General features: G+C 42.6%; 18 protein-coding genes. 10 read left to right on the top strand and 8 right to left on the bottom strand.

Annotated features, from left to right (window positions below; all coding sequences use genetic code 11):
- Nucleotides 1–3: 3 nt before the first annotated feature.
- The 4 genes from ABIC84_RS10410 to ABIC84_RS10395 all read right to left on the bottom strand — a co-directional run bounded on the left by ABIC84_RS10410 (nt 4) and on the right by ABIC84_RS10395 (nt 6,803).
- Nucleotides 4–1,098 (bottom strand): alkaline phosphatase family protein, encoded by a 1,095-nt coding sequence (locus ABIC84_RS10410; RefSeq protein WP_429263537.1) that lies wholly within the window; start codon nt 1,096–1,098, stop codon nt 4–6.
- 76 nt (nt 1,099–1,174) lie between these two features.
- Complete coding sequence (locus ABIC84_RS10405) at nt 1,175–2,749, bottom strand: SusD/RagB family nutrient-binding outer membrane lipoprotein (RefSeq protein ID WP_429263536.1); 1,575 nt, start codon at nt 2,747–2,749, stop codon at nt 1,175–1,177.
- Between the two features lie 13 nt (nt 2,750–2,762).
- A complete protein-coding gene (locus tag ABIC84_RS10400) occupies nt 2,763–6,041 on the bottom strand; it encodes a SusC/RagA family TonB-linked outer membrane protein (RefSeq protein WP_429263535.1) in 3,279 nt (1,092 codons plus the stop codon).
- Nucleotides 6,042–6,218: 177 nt separating this feature from the next.
- Nucleotides 6,219–6,803, bottom strand: coding sequence for a phosphonate degradation HD-domain oxygenase (locus ABIC84_RS10395; protein WP_188833425.1), 585 nt, complete (start codon nt 6,801–6,803; stop codon nt 6,219–6,221).
- 298 nt (nt 6,804–7,101) lie between these two features.
- On the opposite strand from ABIC84_RS10395, the gene ABIC84_RS10390 reads away from it, so the two are divergent.
- Nucleotides 7,102–7,680, top strand: coding sequence for a helix-turn-helix domain-containing protein (locus tag ABIC84_RS10390; protein ID WP_429263534.1), 579 nt, complete (start codon nt 7,102–7,104; stop codon nt 7,678–7,680).
- A 55-nt stretch (nt 7,681–7,735) separates the two neighbouring features.
- Here the strand turns inward: ABIC84_RS10390 and ABIC84_RS10385 are convergent, their stop codons facing one another.
- Both ABIC84_RS10385 and ABIC84_RS10380 read right to left on the bottom strand, forming a co-directional pair.
- The gene (locus tag ABIC84_RS10385) at nt 7,736–8,491 is read right to left on the bottom strand and encodes a helix-turn-helix domain-containing protein (protein ID WP_429263533.1); all 756 of its coding nucleotides are present in this window, start codon (nt 8,489–8,491) and stop codon (nt 7,736–7,738) included.
- 102 nt (nt 8,492–8,593) lie between these two features.
- Entirely contained in the window at nt 8,594–9,565 is a 972-nt protein-coding gene (locus ABIC84_RS10380; protein WP_429263532.1) for an aldo/keto reductase, read from the bottom strand.
- Between the two features lie 234 nt (nt 9,566–9,799).
- Between ABIC84_RS10380 and ABIC84_RS10375 the strand changes: the two genes are divergently transcribed.
- From ABIC84_RS10375 to ABIC84_RS10350, 6 genes are all read left to right on the top strand, one after another.
- A complete protein-coding gene (locus ABIC84_RS10375; RefSeq protein WP_429263531.1) occupies nt 9,800–10,486 on the top strand; it encodes an HAD hydrolase-like protein in 687 nt (228 codons plus the stop codon).
- A gap of 4 nt (nt 10,487–10,490) precedes the next feature.
- A complete protein-coding gene (locus ABIC84_RS10370) occupies nt 10,491–11,831 on the top strand; it encodes a DUF5690 family protein (RefSeq protein ID WP_429263530.1) in 1,341 nt (446 codons plus the stop codon).
- A gap of 49 nt (nt 11,832–11,880) precedes the next feature.
- Entirely contained in the window at nt 11,881–13,053 is a 1,173-nt protein-coding gene (locus ABIC84_RS10365; RefSeq protein WP_429263529.1) for a TIGR03364 family FAD-dependent oxidoreductase, read from the top strand.
- Nucleotides 13,054–13,217: 164 nt separating this feature from the next.
- Nucleotides 13,218–15,806, top strand: a complete 2,589-nt coding sequence (locus ABIC84_RS10360; RefSeq protein WP_429263528.1) for a phosphocholine-specific phospholipase C — start codon at nt 13,218–13,220, stop codon at nt 15,804–15,806.
- A gap of 162 nt (nt 15,807–15,968) precedes the next feature.
- The gene (locus ABIC84_RS10355; RefSeq protein WP_429263527.1) at nt 15,969–16,922 is read left to right on the top strand and encodes a bifunctional helix-turn-helix transcriptional regulator/GNAT family N-acetyltransferase; all 954 of its coding nucleotides are present in this window, start codon (nt 15,969–15,971) and stop codon (nt 16,920–16,922) included.
- A 180-nt stretch (nt 16,923–17,102) separates the two neighbouring features.
- A complete protein-coding gene (locus ABIC84_RS10350) occupies nt 17,103–18,110 on the top strand; it encodes a hypothetical protein (RefSeq protein ID WP_143020723.1) in 1,008 nt (335 codons plus the stop codon).
- A gap of 171 nt (nt 18,111–18,281) precedes the next feature.
- On the opposite strand, the gene msrA is transcribed toward ABIC84_RS10350, so the two are convergent.
- Nucleotides 18,282–18,950 (bottom strand): peptide-methionine (S)-S-oxide reductase MsrA, encoded by a 669-nt coding sequence (gene msrA / locus ABIC84_RS10345; RefSeq protein WP_373612592.1) that lies wholly within the window; start codon nt 18,948–18,950, stop codon nt 18,282–18,284.
- Between the two features lie 25 nt (nt 18,951–18,975).
- Nucleotides 18,976–19,470, bottom strand: a complete 495-nt coding sequence (gene msrB / locus ABIC84_RS10340; RefSeq protein WP_373612591.1) for a peptide-methionine (R)-S-oxide reductase MsrB — start codon at nt 19,468–19,470, stop codon at nt 18,976–18,978.
- A gap of 361 nt (nt 19,471–19,831) precedes the next feature.
- On the opposite strand from msrB, the gene ABIC84_RS10335 reads away from it, so the two are divergent.
- From ABIC84_RS10335 to ABIC84_RS10325, 3 genes are all read left to right on the top strand, one after another.
- Entirely contained in the window at nt 19,832–20,170 is a 339-nt protein-coding gene (locus ABIC84_RS10335) for a sigma factor (RefSeq protein ID WP_429263526.1), read from the top strand.
- A gap of 268 nt (nt 20,171–20,438) precedes the next feature.
- Nucleotides 20,439–20,711 (top strand): hypothetical protein, encoded by a 273-nt coding sequence (locus ABIC84_RS10330; RefSeq protein ID WP_426584737.1) that lies wholly within the window; start codon nt 20,439–20,441, stop codon nt 20,709–20,711.
- Nucleotides 20,712–20,951: 240 nt separating this feature from the next.
- Nucleotides 20,952–21,665: a DUF4397 domain-containing protein gene (locus ABIC84_RS10325; protein WP_426584735.1), complete on the top strand. Its 714-nt coding sequence runs from the start codon at nt 20,952–20,954 to the stop codon at nt 21,663–21,665.
- Nucleotides 21,666–21,771: the final 106 nt, after the last annotated feature.

The following is a 21,771-nucleotide window of genomic DNA, read 5'->3' as shown; positions in this document are numbered from 1 at the left end:
TATTTATTTTTTACCTGTAACACTACTTATCGCATCCCCCACCTCATGACCTGCCGCGGCTTTAAAATCAAAGCCTAATAAATTGGCAATGGTTTGAGCCAGTTGCTTATGATAAGTTGTTTCACCTTGTTTCATTTCTCCTGTTGCCGGGGTACCCGGGCCGATTACCGCAAACCAGGTTTGCTCTGAATGCAACACGTCCGACCCATGGTCATGCCATTTTTTCATTGGCTCATCACCCCTGCCGTGGTCGCAGGTGATGATCAGGGTAGTTTTATTTTTATAAGCAGGCTCTGATTGGATATAATCCCAAAGTTGTTTTATAAAGCCATCTTCCTGTTTAATACGGTCAAGGTAAAACTTATAATTGCCTGCATGGGCCATATCATCCGGTTCATCAAATGATACATATAATGCCCGCGGCTTGTATTGCATCATATAGTTTTTGGCAAACTCAAACGTCAGAAAATCGATCCGGGTTGAATCGCTGATATAACGGGGCGCTTCCAACTGCAGTTCATTCAGGTGTTTCAGGCGATCGTTCATACCCGGAGTTTCTAAAGCCATAAAGCCCGCGTTAACTAAAATACCTGCACGTTTCGGGCTCAGGATCTGTGAAAAGCGTTCCCATGAAGCAAATGCAGCCACTTTGTTTTCAAAACCTTTTTGCTTATTCAGAAATTCAAGCACATTCATATTAGGATTATAAATACCATCGTTGGTATTCATCCGCTTATCGGGGAAACCTGTAAATATTTCGTTATATCCCGGATATGAAAAATGGTATGGGTTGGCAACTTCATCCTTACTGCCCAGATCGCGGTTTCCATACAGTTGTCCTTTTTCAACTACCGTGTTCCAAAAAAAAGGCATCAGCAGTTTTCGACGATCGGCTGCGGCCTCCGTCCAGAAATTTTTACGCACATCATTCTTATCATGCGTATCATTTGAGTTGATAATGGCCGAATCGGCACCACGGAAAACTTCCTGCCAGCGTAAACCATCGATAGTGACGATAACTACGTTTTGGGTTTTATGCTGGGCGCTTAAGGCCGAAAATGACAATACGAATAATACAAATAAGATAACTTTTTTCATGGCTTTTGTATTTAATGATAAAGGCCCCTGATTAGCGGGGCCTTCATGCAGATTAATTAAAACGTATAAGCTGAGGTTATTTAAGTATATACATAACACCGTTAATATCATCGTTACCGCCATACTGACTGGCTAACGCTTTGTTATAATTATCGGCATTTGAAGTACGCTCTGATTGCGGATATTGGAAACGGGTTGCTATACGACCACCGTTACCAGTACCTGGCCCTGTTGTAAAGGTTGGTATACCGGTACGACGGTATGTAAAATATGATTCCAAACCCGAGTGACGGAATAACGCCAGGTATTTTTGCTGCAATATTTTAGTTAAACCAGTTGCACCTGTAGTATATTTAACACTGCTTTGCGCATAGTAGGTAGCCCAATCAACGTTGATGGTGTAAGTATCGTAGTTAGATAAAGCAGCTACGTTGGTTGAACCAGGGCGGTAAAAATAAGCGGTGAAAGTACCTGTACCAACTGGGATACTGTAGAAAGCAAACGAAGCCTGTATTCCTTTGATATAATAGTCTTCCGCATTGCCTGTAGCCCAACCTCTGTTAATACCTTCGGCTATGTTAAACATCAGTTCAGGGTAGCCTATTTGTATAGAAGGTTCGCCCGTATAAGTTGAGTAATAACGTTTCCTGTTAAGGAAAGAATATTTCTGCAAGCCTGCATTGTTATACATTACACCTAAATCCAGGCCCGGATCAGCACCTATAAATGATGAAAATGCAGTGGGACTTTCTTTCAGGTTATCAACATTGTACCGCGCAGGCTCAGCCGTTACAAATACGCGCGGATCTTTTAAGCTTGTTAACAAACCGATGTAAGTAGCCGAGGTGTTTTTACGTGAACCACTCTGACCAAAGTTATCAGGTGTTTGCGGATAATAGTTAGTTGGCGAAACAAAGGTGTATTGCAGGTTGTCGGTTGCACTGGTCATTAATGGGTATTTTGTTGGATTACCCAAAATGGTAGCGAATTGATTTACAACATCAATATCAGCAGTTTTTTTGCTTAACTGTACAAGCAACCTGATCCTGAATGTGTTTACCACTTTTTGCCACGCAGTTAAGCTATTACTCAGGTAGATATCACCGGCAAGCGTATTGTCGCCTGAGGCAATTAATGTGGTAAGATCAGCATTGGCGCTCTCCAGCCAGCTTAATGACTGGGTCATTACTGTTTTTTGAGTGTCATAAGCAGGAGTTAGATTAGTTAAACCCTGTAAAGCTTGAGTCATTGGAATATCACCTTCTTCCATACTCATTTTGCTGAAAAAATAAGCTCTGAAAAATTTGCCTAAGGCGCTATATGGGTTAACTGCTTTGGCTCCGCCTTTAACAGCCTGGTCTTCCATAGCCACAACATTTTTCAAGGCGTTGTAATAATTGTCGCCGCTGCCAAAATCATAACGGTTATTTCCGTAGTAATCGTAGTTATTAATATAGTATTGCGAATAAGTTTCGTCGGAGCCATCAGGCATATCGACCATGCTGTTTAAAATGCCATTGAAAAGCAACGACGCAGGCACAGCATTAGGTACGTTAGGGTTAACGGTTAACTCCTGGAAGCTTTTTTTGCAACCCGTTACCGTTAGTATCATAAATACCGGCAATAAGCAAATTAAAAATATCTTTTTCATATCCGTCTGTTAATTAGAATGATAAATTCAGGGTAAATCCGTAGCTACGAATTGTTGGTGATTGCAATACGGTTTGCGCCTGGGCACCGTTGTATTGGTCAAGATCCACGTCTTTAAAGCGTTTGTCACCGTAGAAGTACAATAAGTTACGGCCATAAAGTGATGCAGATATTTTCTGTATAAAGCTTTTCTGCAACCAGGCTTTAGGAAAATCAAAGCCAAAGCTAACTTCACGCAATTTGCTAAAGGTTTTGCTCATCAGGTTTGATTCGTCAACACCGTAATATTTACTAACATAATCCTGTACAAAGGCAGTTTGCTTGTTAGGAGCATATTGCAGAGCGTTGTAATTTAACACTGCACCTGTTTTTGAATCGTAGTTGATAGCGGTACCGTTAGATACTACCACTCCCTGGCCAACGTAAGTACCGTTGTAGCCAGTTACGCCAAAGTTTTTCCAATCCTGGTAACGCGCATCGCCAAGGGCGCCGGTAGCTGTTTCGATGTTTGCACCGCCACGCATGGTTTTGTTGTGCATGTAATCAATAATTACACCACCAACCGAACCGTCAAACTGGAAACCCATGGTAAAGTTTTTGTACCGTAATTTGTTAGATACAGCCCAGGTGTATTTAGCATTCTCGTTACCCAGGTATTGAGCAACCGGTTTAACTAAAGGCTTACCGGCAGCATCGTTGATGACCTGGCCATCAGGAGTCCTTACAAATGCCGATCCGTATAACTTATCGGTACGGTCGCCAACTTTAAAGAAGGTATTGTAAGTATTCTGACCGGCAGGTAATTCTTTGTATACCTCTTTATTTGTGGCAACGTTTACTAACACATTCCAGGTAAATCCACCCAGGTTTTTGATAGGAGTACCTTCGATAGTTCCTTCATAACCTGACCTTTTAGTTTTCAGGGCGTTTAGATAAAGGATGCTGTAACCTGAAGCGGTAGAAATTGGGTTAGCTAAAATTCGCGGACCGTCAATGTACTGGAAAGCTGTAGCGCTTAAACCTAAACGGTTTTGCAGGAATTTAATATCAAAACCTTCTTCGTAGTTAACACGGGTTGATGTTTTGATGTTATTGATGTATAAATAGTTGGTTGCGTAACCAGCAGTTGTATTATTGTATGGTTTGCTGGTTGAATAGGATGTATTTAAAGAATAATCCGGTCCGTTATATGGCGAAGTATAAGTTGAACCATATCCCAGCGGATTGTTAAATAACGAAGCACCTGTGCTACCACCAAACGCAGTGATTGAGCTGAATGGAGCAGGACCTATAGTTGAGCTTGAAGCATCTGCTTTTACGTTAGCATATGAACCACGCGCTTTCAAAAATGAAATGAACTCCGGCAACTTAATATAATCAGAAATTACTGTAGCCAAAGAAGCACTTGGATAAGTGTAAGTTGTAGCGTTTTGGAAAGCGCTTGACCTGTCACGACGGTAAGTACCAGATAAGGTAGCATATTTACCAAATGACATATCCAATGAAGCATAAATACTAAATACTCTCTCTGATGCGTTGAAGCTGGTTGCCTGAATAGGGTTTTTTGAGTTGCTGAACGCATAAACCTCAGGTACGTTCAAATAATCTGTTGATGTCCAGCTTGAGTTATATGACATCTCACGTAAGTTAGAACCAACTAAACCCGACAGATTTAAGAATTTCTTGATAGTGTAGTTATAGTTCAGGATCAACTCCGTGTTGTTATCAAATAAGTTCCTGCGGTCTTCGCGGTAGTCTCCCTGGTTACCTTCACGACCGTAAGGGTGAGCACTAAAAGGAAGTTTTTCTGTACGTAACAGGTCATAGGTATCAATTTGTGAACGTAACCTCAAATTCAAGTTATCATTGAATTTATAAGTGGCACCTAAATAACCATAAACGTCATTTTTGTAATGACCACGGGTCCACTCTTTTGTTAACAGGTATGGGTTATGGTAACGTTGATATTCGGCAAATACTGATTGAACACCAACTTTACCGGGCTGCCAGATTCCTTTGATATCAGGTGCCTCGATATTCCAGTCGGCGCCCGTCCAAACCGCTATATTATAGATGATACTGTTAGGGCCATACTGAACATCAGGGAAATTATCAGTTGACTGCCTGTTGAAATCTATATTACCTTCAAAAGTTAATTTAGGGATTGGGGTAAACGAAGCGTAAAGGTTAGCGTTAGCTATATTCAAATATTGTGAAGGAATATAACTTGTTTGATGTTGCTGCGACACCGAGAAACGGGTTACATAATTATCGCCAACAGCGCCAATAGAAACGTTATTGTTAGTTTGGCTACCAACTTGCAAAAAGCGCTTCAGGTTGTCTTTACCTCGGGCAACCCACGGTGTTCCCTGGCGAACGCCATTAACAACAGGGCTGTCATACTGGGGAATAAGCTGTCCGTTAAAGTAAGGACCCCAAACGTCGTAGTCGCCGTCTACACCACCAGGTGCACCGCCTTTACCATCAACAAACTGGTAAAAAGTATTTTCGCCCGGACCAAATGAACTTTGTATACGAGGAAATGCAAGGAAACCTGTGTTTAATACCGTGCTGCTGTTTATATCAATGGTTAAGCCTTTCTTGTTTTTAGCACCATTTTTGGTGGTGATCAAAATGGCACCAAACTGTGCGCGGCTGCCATACAGAGCTGCGGCGGCCGGGCCTTTCAATACTGTATATGTTTCAATATCATCAGGACTGATGTTATAAGTATCTGTATTAATAGGGAAACCATCAACAACATATAATGACACCTGGTTACCCCTGATCAATACGTTAGGGTTACCCAATAACTCGGCCGATGGGCCTACGGATACACCTGCAACTTTACCAATTAAACCTGTAACAGGGTTAGGATCGCGAGCAGTGGTCAACGCGTCGCCTTGCACTGTTTGAATTGCATAGCCAACTCGCCTGGTTTCTTTTTTGATACCAAGAGCTGTTACAACAACCTCATTAAGGGATTTATTATCGCCGGTAAGGCTTACATTTATAATTGGTTTATCACCTACAACAACGGATTGCGAGGTATAACCAATAAAAGAAAAAACAAGGGTTTGACCTGCGCTGGCATTTATTATAAAACGGCCATCAATATCGGTAACAGTGCCTTTATTTTGTTCTTTAATTCTTACACTTACGCCCGGCAGGGGCAAGTGTTTGTCATCGGTAACAGTACCGCTTATTTTGGTTTGTCCGAATAAAATAGATGGAGCTACGCAAAATAACAAAACCGTTATTACGGTTTTTAATCTCTGGTAAATCTTGTTCATCTGCTAAAGTTTAAGGGTGAAACAGTCAAATTTTTCATGCAGCAATACTAAACTTTGTTTATTATTAGTAAACCAATTTAGTATTAAGCTATACTTAACTTGATGTTCACCCTGTGTTAAGCAGGTGATTTTTGTAACAGGCAGATTATATATTAATCACAAAAACTTAATATGATATTATTCGTTTACCACCTGCAGATGCGCCAGGGCAATAGCTTTTAAATGATCAAGGTTATTTACGGGTACATACATTTCCTTGGCCATGTCGTCCCAGTAGCGCAGTCTGATGATAAGCTCGGCATCCTGGTTTAGTTCAAATTCGGCTGCTTCATCAGCAGTCATCACACCTCCTTGAAACTCAAGGGTAGCTTTACTGGCATCCGACAAACGGTTATAATATTCGGGGTATTTATAGGTAAGATATCTTTTGGCAATTACATGGCCCTGCACTAGGTTAGCAACCCTTTCAGAAAACCCACGCTCTAACAGGTAGTCGGCACCCAGGCGCTCATGGTCAACATTGCCCATGCCATCCATACTTCCGGCTTCTTCAGCATCAGCGCAAAGATGCCCTATATCATGAAAAAACGCGGCAAGTACAACCTCATCGTCATAGCCCTCAGCCTCCGCAAGCGAAGCTGCCTGCGACATATGCTCCAGTTGAGAAACAGGCTCCCCTATATAATCGGCATCGCCAAATTTTTCGTATAAAGAAAACACTTCATCAACCACAGCTTTCGGATTATATTGAGATGGTGCCATGCAATTAAAATTTTTAGGTGCAAATAAACAGCATGCAGGTTAGGTAATTATTAAATATTCATGAAATATATCAATCAGAACCGATATTTAACATTAAATTTTAATACAACAGGGCCGCTTATATTGTTAAGACAGACAATTTCAAAACGCACGTATTGTTTATTGAAACTTAACAACTACAACAATATTATATAAATATCCGTTAACATTTACACTATACTGTTCAAAGCGTAACAAAAAAATCATTTTGGATAAATAGCCTGATTAATTACTTTGCGCACCAAATAACCTGCTATAGATGGAAGAAGACATACTGATACAGATCAGTAACCGGATAAAAGAACGCCGCCGTGAAAAGAATATAACCGTACAGGAACTTGCCATAAGGGCCAACGTAAGCAAAGGCCTGATATCCCAAATTGAAAACAGCCGTACCATTCCATCGCTCATTGTATTGATAGATATTATTAAAGCACTGGAGATAGATTTGAACGAGTTTTTTAAAGATATGCGTTCAAAAAGCGATCATCTCCCGGTTTTAGTAAAGCGCAAACACGAATACGATCATTTTGAAAAAGAACATGCCGATGGTTTTCATTATCAGCGCATTTTCACCCAATCAATAAGCCAAAGTACTGTTGATATCGTAATATTGGAGCTTGACCCCGATGCCTCCCGTCCGCTTGTGGAAACAGAAGCGTTTGAATATAAATATATCCTGTCGGGCCAGATAGCCTACCAGTTTGATGACGACACCATAACCCTTAACCAGGGCGATAGTATGCTTTTTGATGGCCGCATCCCCCATACCCCAAAAAACATGGGGAGCACCATGGCCAGTATGTTGGTGGTATACTTTTTTGAAGAGAAGAAGTAGTTTTGTTTCAGAGGCTATAACAAAATCCAGTCATTATCAACAGAAAAAACTCCGGTTAGTGCGCCCACTCTGTAGGTGCTTTGCCAAATTCTTTTTTAAACGAATGCGAAAAATGGGCCAGGCTTTCAAACCCTAAGTCGAGGTAAATTTCAGATGGTTTACGGTTTTTATTTTCGATGAGGTGGCGCGCCTCCTCAAGCCGCCTGGTTTGCAACCAGTGCCGGGGCGAAGTATCAAAAGTTTTTTGGAAATCACGTTTAAATCCTGCAAGGCTCCGACCGGTAAGTTGCGCGAATTTCTCGATAGGTACGTTAAAATGAAAATTGCTGAGCATAAATTTTTCCAGGTCGATTTTATGAGGCTCCGAAAAATCGAACAAAAAATCTTTAAGCTCGGGCATGGTATACAGTAACAACTGTACGGCCTCCCTTACCTTTAACATGCCCAGGTGTTTGGTTATTTTTTCGTTGGGATGGTGCACATAAGGAATCACAGATTGAAAGAAGCCCCGTAAAAATTCATTTTCGGGGATCCTGATATTGGGCTGACCGGTGTATTTCCGTCCCGGCTCTATCTGCTCTTCCAGGGCAAACTGCCGCAGCATATCTTCTTTAAGGCAAATGATGATAGTTTGATAGTCACCGCCATCAACGGGCATTTTGACGAGTTCGCCCAATTGATTTTTACGGATCAGCATCATTTCGCCGCCCTTCATCGAAATTTTTTGATTTGCGGTTTCGATGCTGAATTGCCCTGAAACCTGTAATACCAGGGTGCTATGCTCAAAAAAACCTACCTTTTCCTTTCTCATCCCTGAGAAAAAAGAATAAAAGATAACGCCTGGAATTATTTCGGTTGGATTGGTCACTATGTAAATATATAAAATAGAAGGGGCTTACGCAGCCCCGTCCATTTATCGTTGCAGGTATGTACTACCTAATATCGCTCCCTGGGCAAAAGCTGTGTTAAGTGTGCTCATCTCGTCAGCACTAAATTCAATTTGCATAGCCTGTATATTTTCGGGCAGGCGCGATCTGCGGCTCATGCTCACCAGCGGCATAATGTTATCACCCTGGGCGTTTACCCATGCAATGGCAAGTTGGGTAGGTGTGTAGCCTTTGTCGCCGGCCATTTGCTTTAATACTTCAACTTTTTCAAGGTTCTTCACCAGGTTTTCTCCCTGGAAACGTGAAAAGTGATTATGATAGCTATCTGCCGGAAGCGGAGCTTTCATATCCCCTGTAAGTAACCCTTCGGCAGTGTTGGCAAATGCTACTACCCCAATACCCAGTTCTTTAGCAGTAGGCAGCAGATCGTTTTCAATTTGCCTGTCGGCTAATGAGTAGCCAATTTCCAGGGCTGTTACCGGGTGTACGCTGTTGGCCTTGCGTAATTGCTCCGCAGTAATTTCAGATACACCAAGGTGGCGTACTTTACCTTCCTTGATCAGGTCGGCAACGGTACCTATTACATCCTCTACCGGTACGCTGTTATCCAGGCGGCAAGGCTGATACAGGTCGATGGTGTCGATGCCTAATCGCACCAGCGAATAATTGATAAAGTTTTTAATAGCTATCGGGCGAAGGTCTAAGCCAAGCCATTGCCCATTATAAAAAATAGCGCCAAATTTAACACTGATGAACGCTTCGTCCCGGCGGCCTTTGATGGCCTTGCCTACCAACAGCTCATTATGACCGGCGCCATAAAAATCGCCGGTGTTTAAAAAGTTGATGCCACTATCTAAAGCTGTCTGTATAGTAGCGATACTTTCATTTTCATCATTGGCCTTGCTGCCCCAAACTGATGACATGCGCATACAGCCCAGGCCCAGTTTTGAAACCAGCGGGCCGTTTTTGCCCAAATTTATTTTTGTTATGTTCTCCATAGTTGATATTTTAATTAAAAACAAAGATCAGGTATCTTGTTCATGGGTAAATTTCTTGCACGGCTCAATTTACTTGTCTGTATGGCTCAAATTTTTACGATAACTCTTTGTAAAACTCGCACACAAACTATGGGAACAAAATCGACTATTTACTACCTTAACCAAACCTTAACACTAACTTAGTTTAATTTTAATAAAATAAGTTTAGTATTGCTAAACATTATAAATGTTGTTATGAGCATAAAATTAGTGGTATTTGACATAGCCGGCACCACGGTTAAAGACGATCATGAAGTTAGCAAAGCTTTCAGGGCTGCCATGCAAAAGTCCGGTTATGAAGTTGGACTGGAAAAAATAGATCCGCTGATGGGATATGAAAAAACCCTCGCTATCCGCAAAATGCTTACTGAACACGAGACTGGTCAATCAGTTATTACGGACGAGCTGGTAACCACTATCCACAAAGAATTTGTGCATCAAATGATTAACTTTTACCAGTTTGAGCCGGGTATTGAACCCCTTCCAAACGTAGAGGAAACATTTGCTAAACTGCATGAGCAAGGCGTCAAAGTTGGTATCAACACTGGTTTTTCGCGCGATATTGCAGATACCATTGTAAACCGCCTGCAATGGCGCGAAAAAGGCCTGATAGACTACGTTGTTGGCTCAGACGAAGTTGAACTTGGTCGCCCGCATCCTTTTATGATCCGAAAAATGATGCTTGAGGCCGGCATAACAGACGCACTTGAAGTTGCTAAAGTAGGCGACACCGAGGTTGACGTACGCGAAGGTCAAAACGCGGGTTGCAAATATTCCATAGGCGTAACTACCGGCATTTTTACCCGCGCCGAGCTCGAAACTTATAATCCTGCCCATATTATTGATGATATTGCACAAGTAGTTGAGATCATAAACCAATAGTATAATGAGGCTGATTGAAAGTTTACGTGCAAAAGTAGCCCAATTGCCTTATACACTGATTTCAGTTTTGGCAGCGGTTTCAGCCTTCGGAACGTATACATCCATGTATGCCTTTCGTAAGGCATTTGCAGCGGCAACTTTCACAGGTCATGAGTATTTTCATGTTGATTATAAAGTTTGGCTGGTTATAGCTCAGGTTATAGGCTATATGAGCAGCAAATTTTACGGCATAAAATTTATAGCCGAAGTTAACAGCAAAACCCGCGCCCGTTATATTTTAACCCTTATCGGGATTGCCTGGGCGGCGCTGCTGGCCTTTGCTTTTGTACCGGCCCCATGGAATATCGTGTTTCTTTTTATCAACGGTTTTCCGCTGGGCCTTATCTGGGGCCTGGTTTTCGGTTACCTGGAAGGCCGCCGCTCAACCGAATTCATGGCATCGGTATTATCTATCAGCCTCATTTTTGCATCGGGCTTTGTAAAAACAACCGGGCGTACTTTAATAAGCAGCTTTCATGTAAATGAATACTACATGCCTTTTTTAACCGGGGCTGTATTTGCAATACCACTGCTGTTCTTTGTGGGTTGTATGGAGCTTATCCCCGCCCCTACCACCGAAGACAAAAGTTTACGCTCCGAGCGCGCGCCAATGAACGCCGCCGAGCGTAAGCAATTCGTGATCCGTTTTTTACCAGGTATTATCCTCACCCTCATCGTTTACGTATTGCTCACTATTATGCGCGATGTGCGCGATAACTTTGAGGTGGAGATCTGGGCCAGCCTGGGCATTAAGGATAACAGCATTTTTACTACTACGGATATAAAAATTTCGCTGGTGGTATTAGTAGCCATGAGTTTACTTATCCTGGTGCGCAAAAACCTGCGTGCTTTTAGCATCATCCATTTAATGATCATTGCAGGCTGCGTACTGGTGGGTATATCATCCGTCATGTTTACCTTTAAAATGATAAACCCAACCTTATGGATGACCTGTGTTGGCCTGGGGCTGTACATGGGTTATGTGCCCTACAATGCCATATTTTTTGAGCGGATGATAGCATCGTTCCACTATAAAAGCAACGTTGGCTTTATCATGTACATTGCCGATTCAATGGGCTACCTTGGCAGTGTAAGCGTTTTGCTGGTAAAAGAACTTGGTCGCCCCTCAATAAGCTGGGGAACCTTTTTTCAGGAAGGCGCAATGACGGTAGCCATTGTTGGCGGAATTTGCGGAATTTTATCGCTCATTTACTTTTTGCAAAGCGCTGCCCGTGATAAAAAAAAGATAATTGCGGACGAAACTGATGAACAAATAAACTTTCAAGCCATAAGTCCGCAGTCATGAGTCTAAATTAAAAAATGACCAATGGCTCAATGACCTAATGAATAATATAATGAGCGAAAACAATAACTCAAAAAACTCCCCCTTCAGGGGGCAGGGGGGCACTGCAATAATCATAGGCGCAGGCATTGTAGGTTTGGCTACGGCCCGCGCTTTGGCCATTCGCGGCTATAAGGTAACGGTATTTGAGCGCAATGAACGCGCGGTGGGTGCTTCCATCCGTAACTTTGGTATGGTATGGCCGATAGGCCAGGCTACCGGTCCGATGTTTGAACGCGCCATGCTATCAAAAAACATCTGGAAAACAGTTTGTACCGAAGCTAACATCTGGCATAATGAGGTTGGTTCATTACACCTTGCTTACCATGATGATGAGCTGCAGGTTATTGAAGAATATGTAGATGTAAACAAGCAATACCGCGATTGCGCTGTGCTAACTCCTGGTGAAGCTGTTTCAAAATCACCTGCCATTAATACTGATGGCTTAAAAGGCGCTTTGTGGAGCGGCGAGGAAATGATTGTTGAATCGCGGGTAGCAATCGGGCAGGTGGCAGCTTACCTTGCAGAAAAATTTGGTGTTGATTTTCACTGGAATACAGCTATCAGCCGTATCCAACACCCCAAAGTTAGTTCGGGCAACCAAAGCTGGGAAGCCGACGAGATCTATGTTTGCAGCGGCGCCGATTTTGAAACTTTATATCCGGAGCTATTCGCACAAACGCAGATCACCAAATGCAAGCTGCAGATGATGCGTTTAGTTACCCAGCCTGATGAATGGCGCATAGGCCCATCGCTATGTGGTGGCTTGTCTATGATCCATTACCCAGGTTTCCAGGCGGCAGCTTCATTGCCTGCTTTGCGCAAACGCTATGAAGAACAGTATGCTACCCACCTGAAATGGGGCATCCATGTTATGGTATCACAAAACGGCAGCGGCGAGCTTACTATAGGCGATTCGCACGAATATGGTTTGGTTCATGACCCGTTTGATAAGGAATTTATTAATAATTTGATAATTGAATACTTACATACATTCGCCAATTTTAAAGATTGGAAAATGCTGCAGTCATGGCACGGCATCTATCCTAAAATGACCAACGGCGCGTATGAGCTTATTGTTGATATTGAGCCCGGGGTAACCCTCATCAATGGCCTCGGCGGTAACGGCATGACCCTGTCGTTTGGCTTGTGCGAGCAGGAGATCGCCAAGCGGAAGGACGGTTAGTTTTTTAGACCATAGTCCATGGTCGATAGTCCATGGATTGAAAAAACTGCATATCTTGGTTTTTCAATAAGCCAACCATGGCTTATTGGCTATAACTATTGACAAAAACAATAACCAGGTCTATGAACTTTCGACCATAGACTAAAAACAAAAAACCATGGTCTATGGACTATCGACCATGGACTAAAAATAAAACTATGTCTGATTCAAGGAGAGATTTTCTTAAAAAAGCAGCCCTATTAACCGGTGCAGCCGGCCTCGCCAGCATTTTACCCGAATCTATTCAAAAAGCAATGGCCATTAACCCGGCACCGGGCAGCACCTACCTGGATGCTGAGCACATCGTGATCCTGATGCAGGAAAACCGCTCGTTCGATCATACTTACGGGATGCTTAAAGGGGTACGCGGTTACAACGACCCGCGCGCTATCGATCTGCCTAACAAAAACAAGGTTTGGCTGCAATCAAATAAAAAAGGCGAAACTTATGCTCCATTCCACCTTGATATCAAAAATACCAAAGCAACCTGGATGAGCTCATTGCCGCATTCATGGAGCAACCAGGTTAATGCACGTAACGATGGCAAGTTTGATCAATGGCTTAACGTTAAACGCAACGGCATTAAGGAATATTCTAACATGCCTTTAACCATGGGTTTCCACAACCGCGAGGATATCCCGTTTTACTATGCACTTGCCGATGCCTTTACCGTTTGCGATCAAAACTTTTGCTCATCCCTGACAGGTACAAACCCAAACCGGTTGTATTTCTGGAGTGGTACTATCCGTGCCGAACAGCATGAAAACTCCCTTGCACACGTTTGGAACGATGATATGGATTATGGTACCCTGAACTGGGCTACCTTCCCCGAGCGATTGGAAGATCATAATATATCATGGAAACATTACCAAAATGAAATTGCCATTGATACCGGCTTACAGGGTGAAGAAGATCCATGGTTATCAAACTTCCAGGATAATCCACTGGAGTTTTTTGGTCAGTACAATATTAAACTGTACGATAAACATATCGCCCACCTGCAAAAAAGATCAACAGCTTTACCTGATGAGATCGCAGCCCTTGAAAAACAAATTGCTGCCTTGCCTGCCGGCGATGCTCATATCGATCATTTACAAAAGCAGCTTAAACAAAAACAACGCGACCTGGAGAACACCAAAAAAGACATGGCGAGCCTTGATCCTGGTAAATTTTCCAATCTTTCGCAGCGCGAAAAAAATCTGCACCAGAAAGGTTTTGTAACCAATACCAATGATCCGCATTACCGTACTTTAAGTCCATTGAAATATAATGATGATGGCACCGAGCGTGAAGTTTTAGTACCTAAAGGCGACGTTTTGCACCAGTTCCGTGCGGATGTTAAAAGCGGTCAGTTACCAACCGTAAGCTGGCTGTCGGCCCCTGAGCATTTTTCTGACCACCCAAGCTCGGCCTGGTACGGTGCATGGTACGTATCTGAAGTGCTGGATATTCTTACCCAAAACCCTGAAGTTTGGAAAAAGACCGTCTTTATTTTAGCTTATGATGAAAATGACGGTTACTTTGACCACGTCCCTCCTTTCACCGCGCCTAATCCGCATAAACCGGGCACCGGCAAGGTATCAGAAGGTATCGACCCAAGCGTTGAATTCGTTACTTTAGAACAGGAAAAAGCACGCAACAACTTCCCGGAAGTATTTGATCGTGAAAGCCCGATCGGTTTAGGCTTCCGTGTGCCGTTGGTAATTGCTTCACCATGGAGCCGCGGCGGCTGGGTTAACTCCGAAGTGTTTGACCATACTTCAACTCTGCAATTTTTAGAAAACTTTTTAAGCCATAAAACCGGCAAAAAAGTAACCGAGCCAAATATCAGCGAATGGCGTCGTACCGTTTGTGGTGACCTTTCAAGCGTTTTCCGCCCGTACAATGGCGAAAAGATTGAAAACCCTGAGTTTGTTGCAAGGGAAGCATTTTTGGAAAGCATTCATAAAGCCCAGTTCAAAAAACTGCCATCAGATTATAAGCTGCTTACCGCCGATGAAATTGCGCAGATCAATAAAGATCCGCATTCATCCCCATATATGCCCCAACAGGAAAAAGGTATTAAACCTTCATCGGCACTGCCCTACCAGCTTTATGCCGATGGTAAATTAAGCGCTGATAAAAAATCGTTTGAGATCAAATTTACTGCGAGTAACAAAGCCTTTGGTGCAAAAGCGTTGGGCTCACCATTTAACGTATATGCTCCCGGCAAATATGCTACGATGAATGATCCGCAGAAAATGGAAGACCTGCGTACCTGGGCCTATACCGTTAAAACCGGTGATACCCTGGCAGATGTATGGCCGTTGCATGAATTTGAAAACGGCGAATATCATTTACGCACCTATGGCCCTAACGGCTTTTTCCGCGAGTACCGGGGTAATACTGCCGATCCGCTGGTTGATGTTGTTTGCGAATACGAACAGGTTGCCGGTAAGTTAACGGGTAACATCTCCCTGAAAATAACAAATCATACAAGTAAGGCCCAAACTATTACGGTAACAGATCATGGCTACAAAACTCCCGATCATAAAGTTGCTGTAAAGGCAGGCTCAGGCGCAACCATTGCATTAACCTTAAGCAAAAGCCATAACTGGTATGATTTCAGTACAAAAGTTGACGGCTTTGAGAAATTCGCGAAACGTTTTGCCGGCAGAGTTGAAACAGGAAGGTCAAGCTTCAGCGATCCATTAATGGGTAAAGAATTAGTATAATATTTAAAACTTTTATCATTCAAAGCCGGGCTTCTGAGTCCGGCTTTTGCTTTTTATAGGTTTTATGAATTGCAGATGACACTAATCAGCAGTTAGTTATTGGGATTTTTAAAATATGATTATATATTTGCGTAATCAGTTACATAATTAGTTACTAATTATATGGAGTTTTTTAATAAAGTAGGTAAGATGGCCATAGGCAGCAGGTTAAGGATGCTTACCGAAACCATGGTTGAAGATGCTGCGCGGATCTACAAATTATATGATATCGATTTTCAGCCTAAATGGTTCCCGGTTTTTTATGTATTGCAGGATGGCGGCGAATTTACAATTACCTCAATAGCCAGGGAGATTGGTCACTCCCACCCTTCTGTAAGTAAGATTATTGCCGAAATGGTGAAGAACGGTTTTGTTATTGAGAAAAAGGATAAGGCTGATGGCAGGCGCAACATGGTAAGCCTGTCGGCTAAAGGGATTGAGGTTGGAAAAAAAATCCAGGACCAGTATGCAGATGTGACTAATGCCGTTGAAGAGCTTTTGTCCCAGGCAAATCACGATTTGTGGAAAGCCATTGAAGAATGGGAATATCTCCTGGAGCAAAAAACCCTGCTACGCAGGGTACAGGAACATCAAAAAGCCAGAGAAAGTAACAAAGTGCATATAGTGCCGTATGAACCGCGCTATGCCTCGGCTTTTAAAGCGCTTAATGAAGAATGGATCTCCCAATATTTCAAAATGGAAGAAGCCGATTACAAGGCCCTTGATAACGCCGACGGTTATATCATCAACAACGGAGGCCATATATTGGTGGCCCTTTATAATGATGAACCCGTTGGTGTATGTGCCCTTTTAAAAATGGATGATCCTGATTATGACTATGAGCTTGCTAAAATGGCGGTTTCTCCAAAAGCAAGGGGTAAAAACATAGGCTTTTTACTTGGGCAGGCCATTGTTGAAAAGGCAAAATCACTTGGGGCCCATAAACTATACCTGGAGAGCAATACCATTTTAAAACCGGCCATCAGCCTGTATCATAAATTGGGCTTTGTTAAGGTAGCAGGCAGGGCTTCACCATACGAACGTGCTAATATCCAAATGGAGCTTGAGTTGAAATAAATAGCCAGTTAACGGGTTTATTGCTTCCATCAATAGATATATTAACTATTGCATAACAATTGTGAATAAATTCAACAAACAGTTTATAGTATTTTTTGTTTCTTGCAATTGAAACTTAAACACTATATCTATATGAAACATAAAAAACTCCTGCTCCCTACACTAATATACCTATTATCTTTGAAAAACTTCAAAAAACATCTTATCATTTGTCTGGGTATCTGCCTATTTTGCAGCACTGCTGTACAAGCCCAGTTTGGCGGTTTTGGGAAAGCCATATTGGATAAAGGAGCCGATATGGTATCGGGCGGCAGCCTTAATAAATTGCTGAAACAACCGCAGGCCATTACCACCAGTTTTAATGACGTTAACAAGGCAGGCTCCAAACCACCATCGTTTATGGAAGGGCAGGTAGCCGAGCCTTTATACCTTTTGCCAAAAGCACCCGGGGGCGGCTTTAAGCTTTGCGCCGGTTTTTATGAAATGACCAGCAAAAGCTATTGCCTGCATGCTGGTACCCGTGGCCCCAGTACAGGCGATGGGTATATGCTTGCCCCGGTGCTTGGGCCAAAGCGCGATGTGGTGATACTGATATTAAAACATGCTGAAACTCATCCCGAGGTTGACCAGCATAGCATCCAGATATTATTATGGTCGATTATTGCACGCACCAGGTTTGTTGATATGGGGTCCGATATTAAGCTTACCGCGACCAGGCTGCTATCAGCTAATGAACTGTTAATGTTGGAAGGCGGTGCGCTGGGTGTATTGCCCGCCAGTGTAATGGATAAAGCCAAAAGCCAATTGCCGCCTGCGGTTCAAAGTGTTTTTGAGGCTGAAAACAATATCCGCCGATTAGCTGCCTCTGGTAATTCATCTTACGAAGAGATGGAAAAGTATGCCATGTTAGCCGGTTTGGCTCCGGCGCCTGATCCGGCGGTACCGTCAGGCATATGGTCGTTACACCCTGATGGATATTACATCCGGTTTTATCCGCATAGCTATTCAAAAACCACTGTACAGATCTACGTGCCGAAAGAACTCCTCAGCACAAAACCCGGTTTGGTTTACGACGGGCCTAATGGCATTGCCTGTCCGGCCAATGTAGGTTCGCAGCGCCTGGCTCAAACCAATGAACCGCTAAATCCTGATTATAATCAAAAATTAAAAACGATCTGTAATCAATAGATAGCGGAAAGGTTAAAGGGAAAAGGCGAAAGGTTTTGTTACTTTTCGCCTTTTTTTGCTGGAGACCAATGCTTTATTCTTAAACAACCGGCGGATGAAAAGACTTCCCTAATGATTACTCGCAATAACGTGGTGTAGAGACAACAGAACAGTCAAATACAACATTTACACTTAATTCAGATCTTTATGCTGAAACTCGGGTTTCAACAAGCTATTCATGGCCTTACGCAGCTTTATTACTTTAGGTACTGAAACATGGCTGATATATGGGCTATTCATATGCTGCCTGTAATACCCCTGGTGATAATTTTCGGCCGGATATAATACTTTAAACGGAACAACCTGTGTAACAATAGGGCTGCTGTAATGATGTGTAGCGTTAACTTTAGCTATTACGCTTTCCAAAGTTTTCTTTTCTTCAGGTGTCCGGTAAAATGCTACCGAGCGGTAATCGTCGCCTACATCAGGACCCTGCCTGTCTACAGTGGTTGGGTCGTGTGCATAAAAGAAAGCTTCGGCTAAAGCAGCGTAACTTATTTCGGCCGGGTTATAGTAAACCTGTACAGATTCGGCATGACCGGTATTTTTACCGCAAACATCCTCGTACGATGGATTTTTAGTTGTGCCGCCGGCATACCCGGCTACTACTTTATTAACACCCTTCAATTCATACAAACCTTCCGAAAGACTCCAGAAACAACCACCGGCAAAAGTGGCAACCTTTTCGCCCGCCTTTGGGGCAGGCAGGCTTGCAAAACCGTTTCCGCCGGTCTGCGCATCGGCACAGCCAAACAATATCAGCAGGCCAAGCAGGCATATATTTAACTTTTTTGTTAACATGATATTTTTAATTTAAATAGTTTAATTATTTAGCCGGAATAAACTTAAAAGCATATGAGTCCATGCAATAGCGCTTGCCCGTAGGTGCAGGCCCATCATCAAAAACATGGCCGAGGTGCAAACCGGTGCTGGCTTCAACTACCTCTTCGCGCACCATCCCATATGATGTATCCTTTACAATTTTGATCGCTTTTGGATCAATTGGTTTAAAAAAACTGGGCCAGCCTGTACCAGATTCAAACTTGGCATCCGAACTAAATAATGGTTTCCCGGTAGCAGCGCTTACGTATATCCCTTTTTCATGGTTATTCCAGTAAGGATTGTGGTAAGGCTGCTCCGTTCCTTTATTCACCAATATTTCATAGGCTTCCGGCGTTAATACCTGTTTCCAGTAACTGGCGGGTTTGGCCTGGGGATAGGTTTTGGTGTCAACAGTTCTATCGCCATGCGGAGTGCTTTGACTGCACGCGTTAAGGGCCAATAATATCAATGGTATAATAAACAAATTTATCTTTTTCATACCCTCTTTGTCGTAGATATACGAAGAACCTTACAGGCAGGTGAAAGTTATTCAGTCATTTAATTGTCTGAATTTATTATAGATAGCGCTGCCCTAAACTGCGTATTAAATACCCTACGTAAAAACACGTCATATAACTCTTTTTATTGTAGATCGGCTATCCTTATTTGCAACCCGGGAGAACGCGCATAGTCCATTGTTACCTTTCAACAATAACTCCAATAGCCGCCAAATTTTCGGTCCGGAAAAAATAAAAAACCTCGTAAGGATTCCCTCCCCTACCCGACTAATGCACAAATCAAAACATCAATTTAACATGGGCTATAAACTTTTACACAAACCATTACCACCAAATTGAGTTATGCAAACCCAAAACAGCACCAATCTTAACCATGATAACAGCACCGCCCCCCGTGTTTGGGTAGCACGACATGCCGACTATCTTTACAGCTATGCCCTTGCCCGCGTTAACGACGGCGAGTTAGCCCGCAATCTTGTACAGGAAATCTTTTTAGCTGCGCTCGAACGTTTAAAAAAATTTGAGGGTAAAAGCACCGAACGCACATGGCTTGCTGCCATACTGAAAAACAAGATTGTTGATATTTACCGCAAAAAAGCATCCGCTTTTATTAAAGAACCTGCGGTAACATTCGCCGAATATGAAACAGACGACTTTTTTGAACCTGATGCCCATAACTGAAAACCGGATCACCGCCCCGCAGAATTTGGTATTGAGCAAACCAACCACCTTGAAAGCAAAGAATTTGAGCTGATACTGCAACGATGTTTAAAAAAAATGCCATCGCTCTGGCTCTCGGTTTTTACGATGAAACACCTCGATGATGAGCCCGCCGATACCATCTGCAACCACCTTAGAATATCACCTTCCCACTTTTGGGTAATTATTCACCGCGCCAAATTAAGCCTGAGAGAGTGCCTTCAAAAAAATTGGATTTAAACTATAGAATATGGACGAATTAACCAAAATAGCCTACAATTGCAAAAAGGCTACTTACCTGATCGAGAAGCAGCATATAGGAGAGATCACCCTGCGCGAAAAACTGGAATTAAAGATCCACCTGGCAGGGTGCCGCGTTTGCAGGATATTTCAGCAACAAAGTACCGCCATTAATCGCATGATCAAAAACATGTTCCATCAACCTGTTGCCGAAAACATCAAGCTTGATGACAAATTCAAGGATGAACTACAGCACCTGATTGATAAACAACTGGAAAAGTAAGCGCTATAGATAAAATTATACTTAATAATCCACTTTATAACAAATATTCAGTAGTTACATAATTATTGATACGCTTTAAGCCTTATGCATTGTGCTTTTAGCTTTTATGTAAAACATTATACTAAAACACAAACGTATTTATGCTAATCACACCGGGGTTAAAATTTTTAATCCAAAGTAGCGTAATGCCTGCTGGTTACGTAAAGTTAAAATATCAGTTTACTACCAATATTTTATTTTATGAAAACAGTTCAGCAAAAATTAACAAGGCGGGCAGGCATTATCGGGATGGTGTGTTTGCTGGCAACACTCAGCTCGTGTTTAAAAGATCACAACAACTACGTTCAGCCGCCGGTGGCACTTGTTTCGGTCATCAATGCCTCGCCCGATTCTGATCCCGTTGATTTTTATCTTGAGCCCAACAGGGCGAACAATTTTCCAATTCGTTACGGTCATGGTATAGATTATATTAATGCCTACCCAGGTAAAAGAACAGCAACCTTTTATGTTTCGGGCACAAAGCAAAAAGTTGCAGACGATACCATCACCCTCGTAGCTAAAAAACTTTACTCGGTATACCTTGCCAACGCAGCAGGTAAACGCGATGTAATTTTTGTTGCCGATTCTATCGTTCAGCCGGCCGCCGGGATGGCCAGTATCCGTTTGGCAAACCTCAGCGCCGATGCCGGTACGGTTGACCTGGTTACTTCAAAGGATTCGGTTCTGGCATCAAACAAAGCTTACAAACAAGTATCTGATTTTGCGACTATTAAAGGAAATGTTACCTACACGCTTAACATTCGCCAAAAAGGCACCACTACGGTATTAGCCAGCCTTACTAATGTTAATCTTCGGGCTGGTTCTGTATATACCGTGTGGCTGCAAGGTATTAAAGCAGCAACCGACGATAAAAAACTAAGTGCAGACATTCAAACCAACGTTTACTATTATTAAATAACCTATACCTGTGTTGTAAGGCCCGGCCATTGTGCCGGGTTTTATTTTTTGCCGATCAACCTACAGGTTAACAATTTCATAATATAAACTTCGCCATATTTAA

It is taken from the genome of Mucilaginibacter sp. 3215 (assembly GCF_050433785.1).
GTDB lineage: Bacteria > Bacteroidota > Bacteroidia > Sphingobacteriales > Sphingobacteriaceae > Mucilaginibacter.
Note: the sequence above shows the minus strand (reverse complement) of the source record. Positions and strands in the feature narration are given on the sequence as shown.

Coding starts and splice junctions, on each gene's coding strand:
- ABIC84_RS10410 (WP_429263537.1), bottom strand. CDS start 1,098: ATGAAAAAAGTTATCTTATTTGTATTATTCGTATTGTCATTTTCGGCC.
- ABIC84_RS10405 (WP_429263536.1), bottom strand. CDS start 2,749: ATGAAAAAGATATTTTTAATTTGCTTATTGCCGGTATTTATGATACTA.
- ABIC84_RS10400 (WP_429263535.1), bottom strand. CDS start 6,041: ATGAACAAGATTTACCAGAGATTAAAAACCGTAATAACGGTTTTGTTA.
- ABIC84_RS10395 (WP_188833425.1), bottom strand. CDS start 6,803: ATGGCACCATCTCAATATAATCCGAAAGCTGTGGTTGATGAAGTGTTT.
- ABIC84_RS10390 (WP_429263534.1), top strand. CDS start 7,102: ATGGAAGAAGACATACTGATACAGATCAGTAACCGGATAAAAGAACGC.
- ABIC84_RS10385 (WP_429263533.1), bottom strand. CDS start 8,491: ATGAGAAAGGAAAAGGTAGGTTTTTTTGAGCATAGCACCCTGGTATTA.
- ABIC84_RS10380 (WP_429263532.1), bottom strand. CDS start 9,565: ATGGAGAACATAACAAAAATAAATTTGGGCAAAAACGGCCCGCTGGTT.
- ABIC84_RS10375 (WP_429263531.1), top strand. CDS start 9,800: ATGAGCATAAAATTAGTGGTATTTGACATAGCCGGCACCACGGTTAAA.
- ABIC84_RS10370 (WP_429263530.1), top strand. CDS start 10,491: ATGAGGCTGATTGAAAGTTTACGTGCAAAAGTAGCCCAATTGCCTTAT.
- ABIC84_RS10365 (WP_429263529.1), top strand. CDS start 11,881: ATGAGCGAAAACAATAACTCAAAAAACTCCCCCTTCAGGGGGCAGGGG.
- ABIC84_RS10360 (WP_429263528.1), top strand. CDS start 13,218: ATGGACTATCGACCATGGACTAAAAATAAAACTATGTCTGATTCAAGG.
- ABIC84_RS10355 (WP_429263527.1), top strand. CDS start 15,969: ATGGAGTTTTTTAATAAAGTAGGTAAGATGGCCATAGGCAGCAGGTTA.
- msrA (WP_373612592.1), bottom strand. CDS start 18,950: ATGTTAACAAAAAAGTTAAATATATGCCTGCTTGGCCTGCTGATATTG.
- msrB (WP_373612591.1), bottom strand. CDS start 19,470: ATGAAAAAGATAAATTTGTTTATTATACCATTGATATTATTGGCCCTT.
- ABIC84_RS10335 (WP_429263526.1), top strand. CDS start 19,832: ATGCAAACCCAAAACAGCACCAATCTTAACCATGATAACAGCACCGCC.
- ABIC84_RS10330 (WP_426584737.1), top strand. CDS start 20,439: ATGGACGAATTAACCAAAATAGCCTACAATTGCAAAAAGGCTACTTAC.
- ABIC84_RS10325 (WP_426584735.1), top strand. CDS start 20,952: ATGAAAACAGTTCAGCAAAAATTAACAAGGCGGGCAGGCATTATCGGG.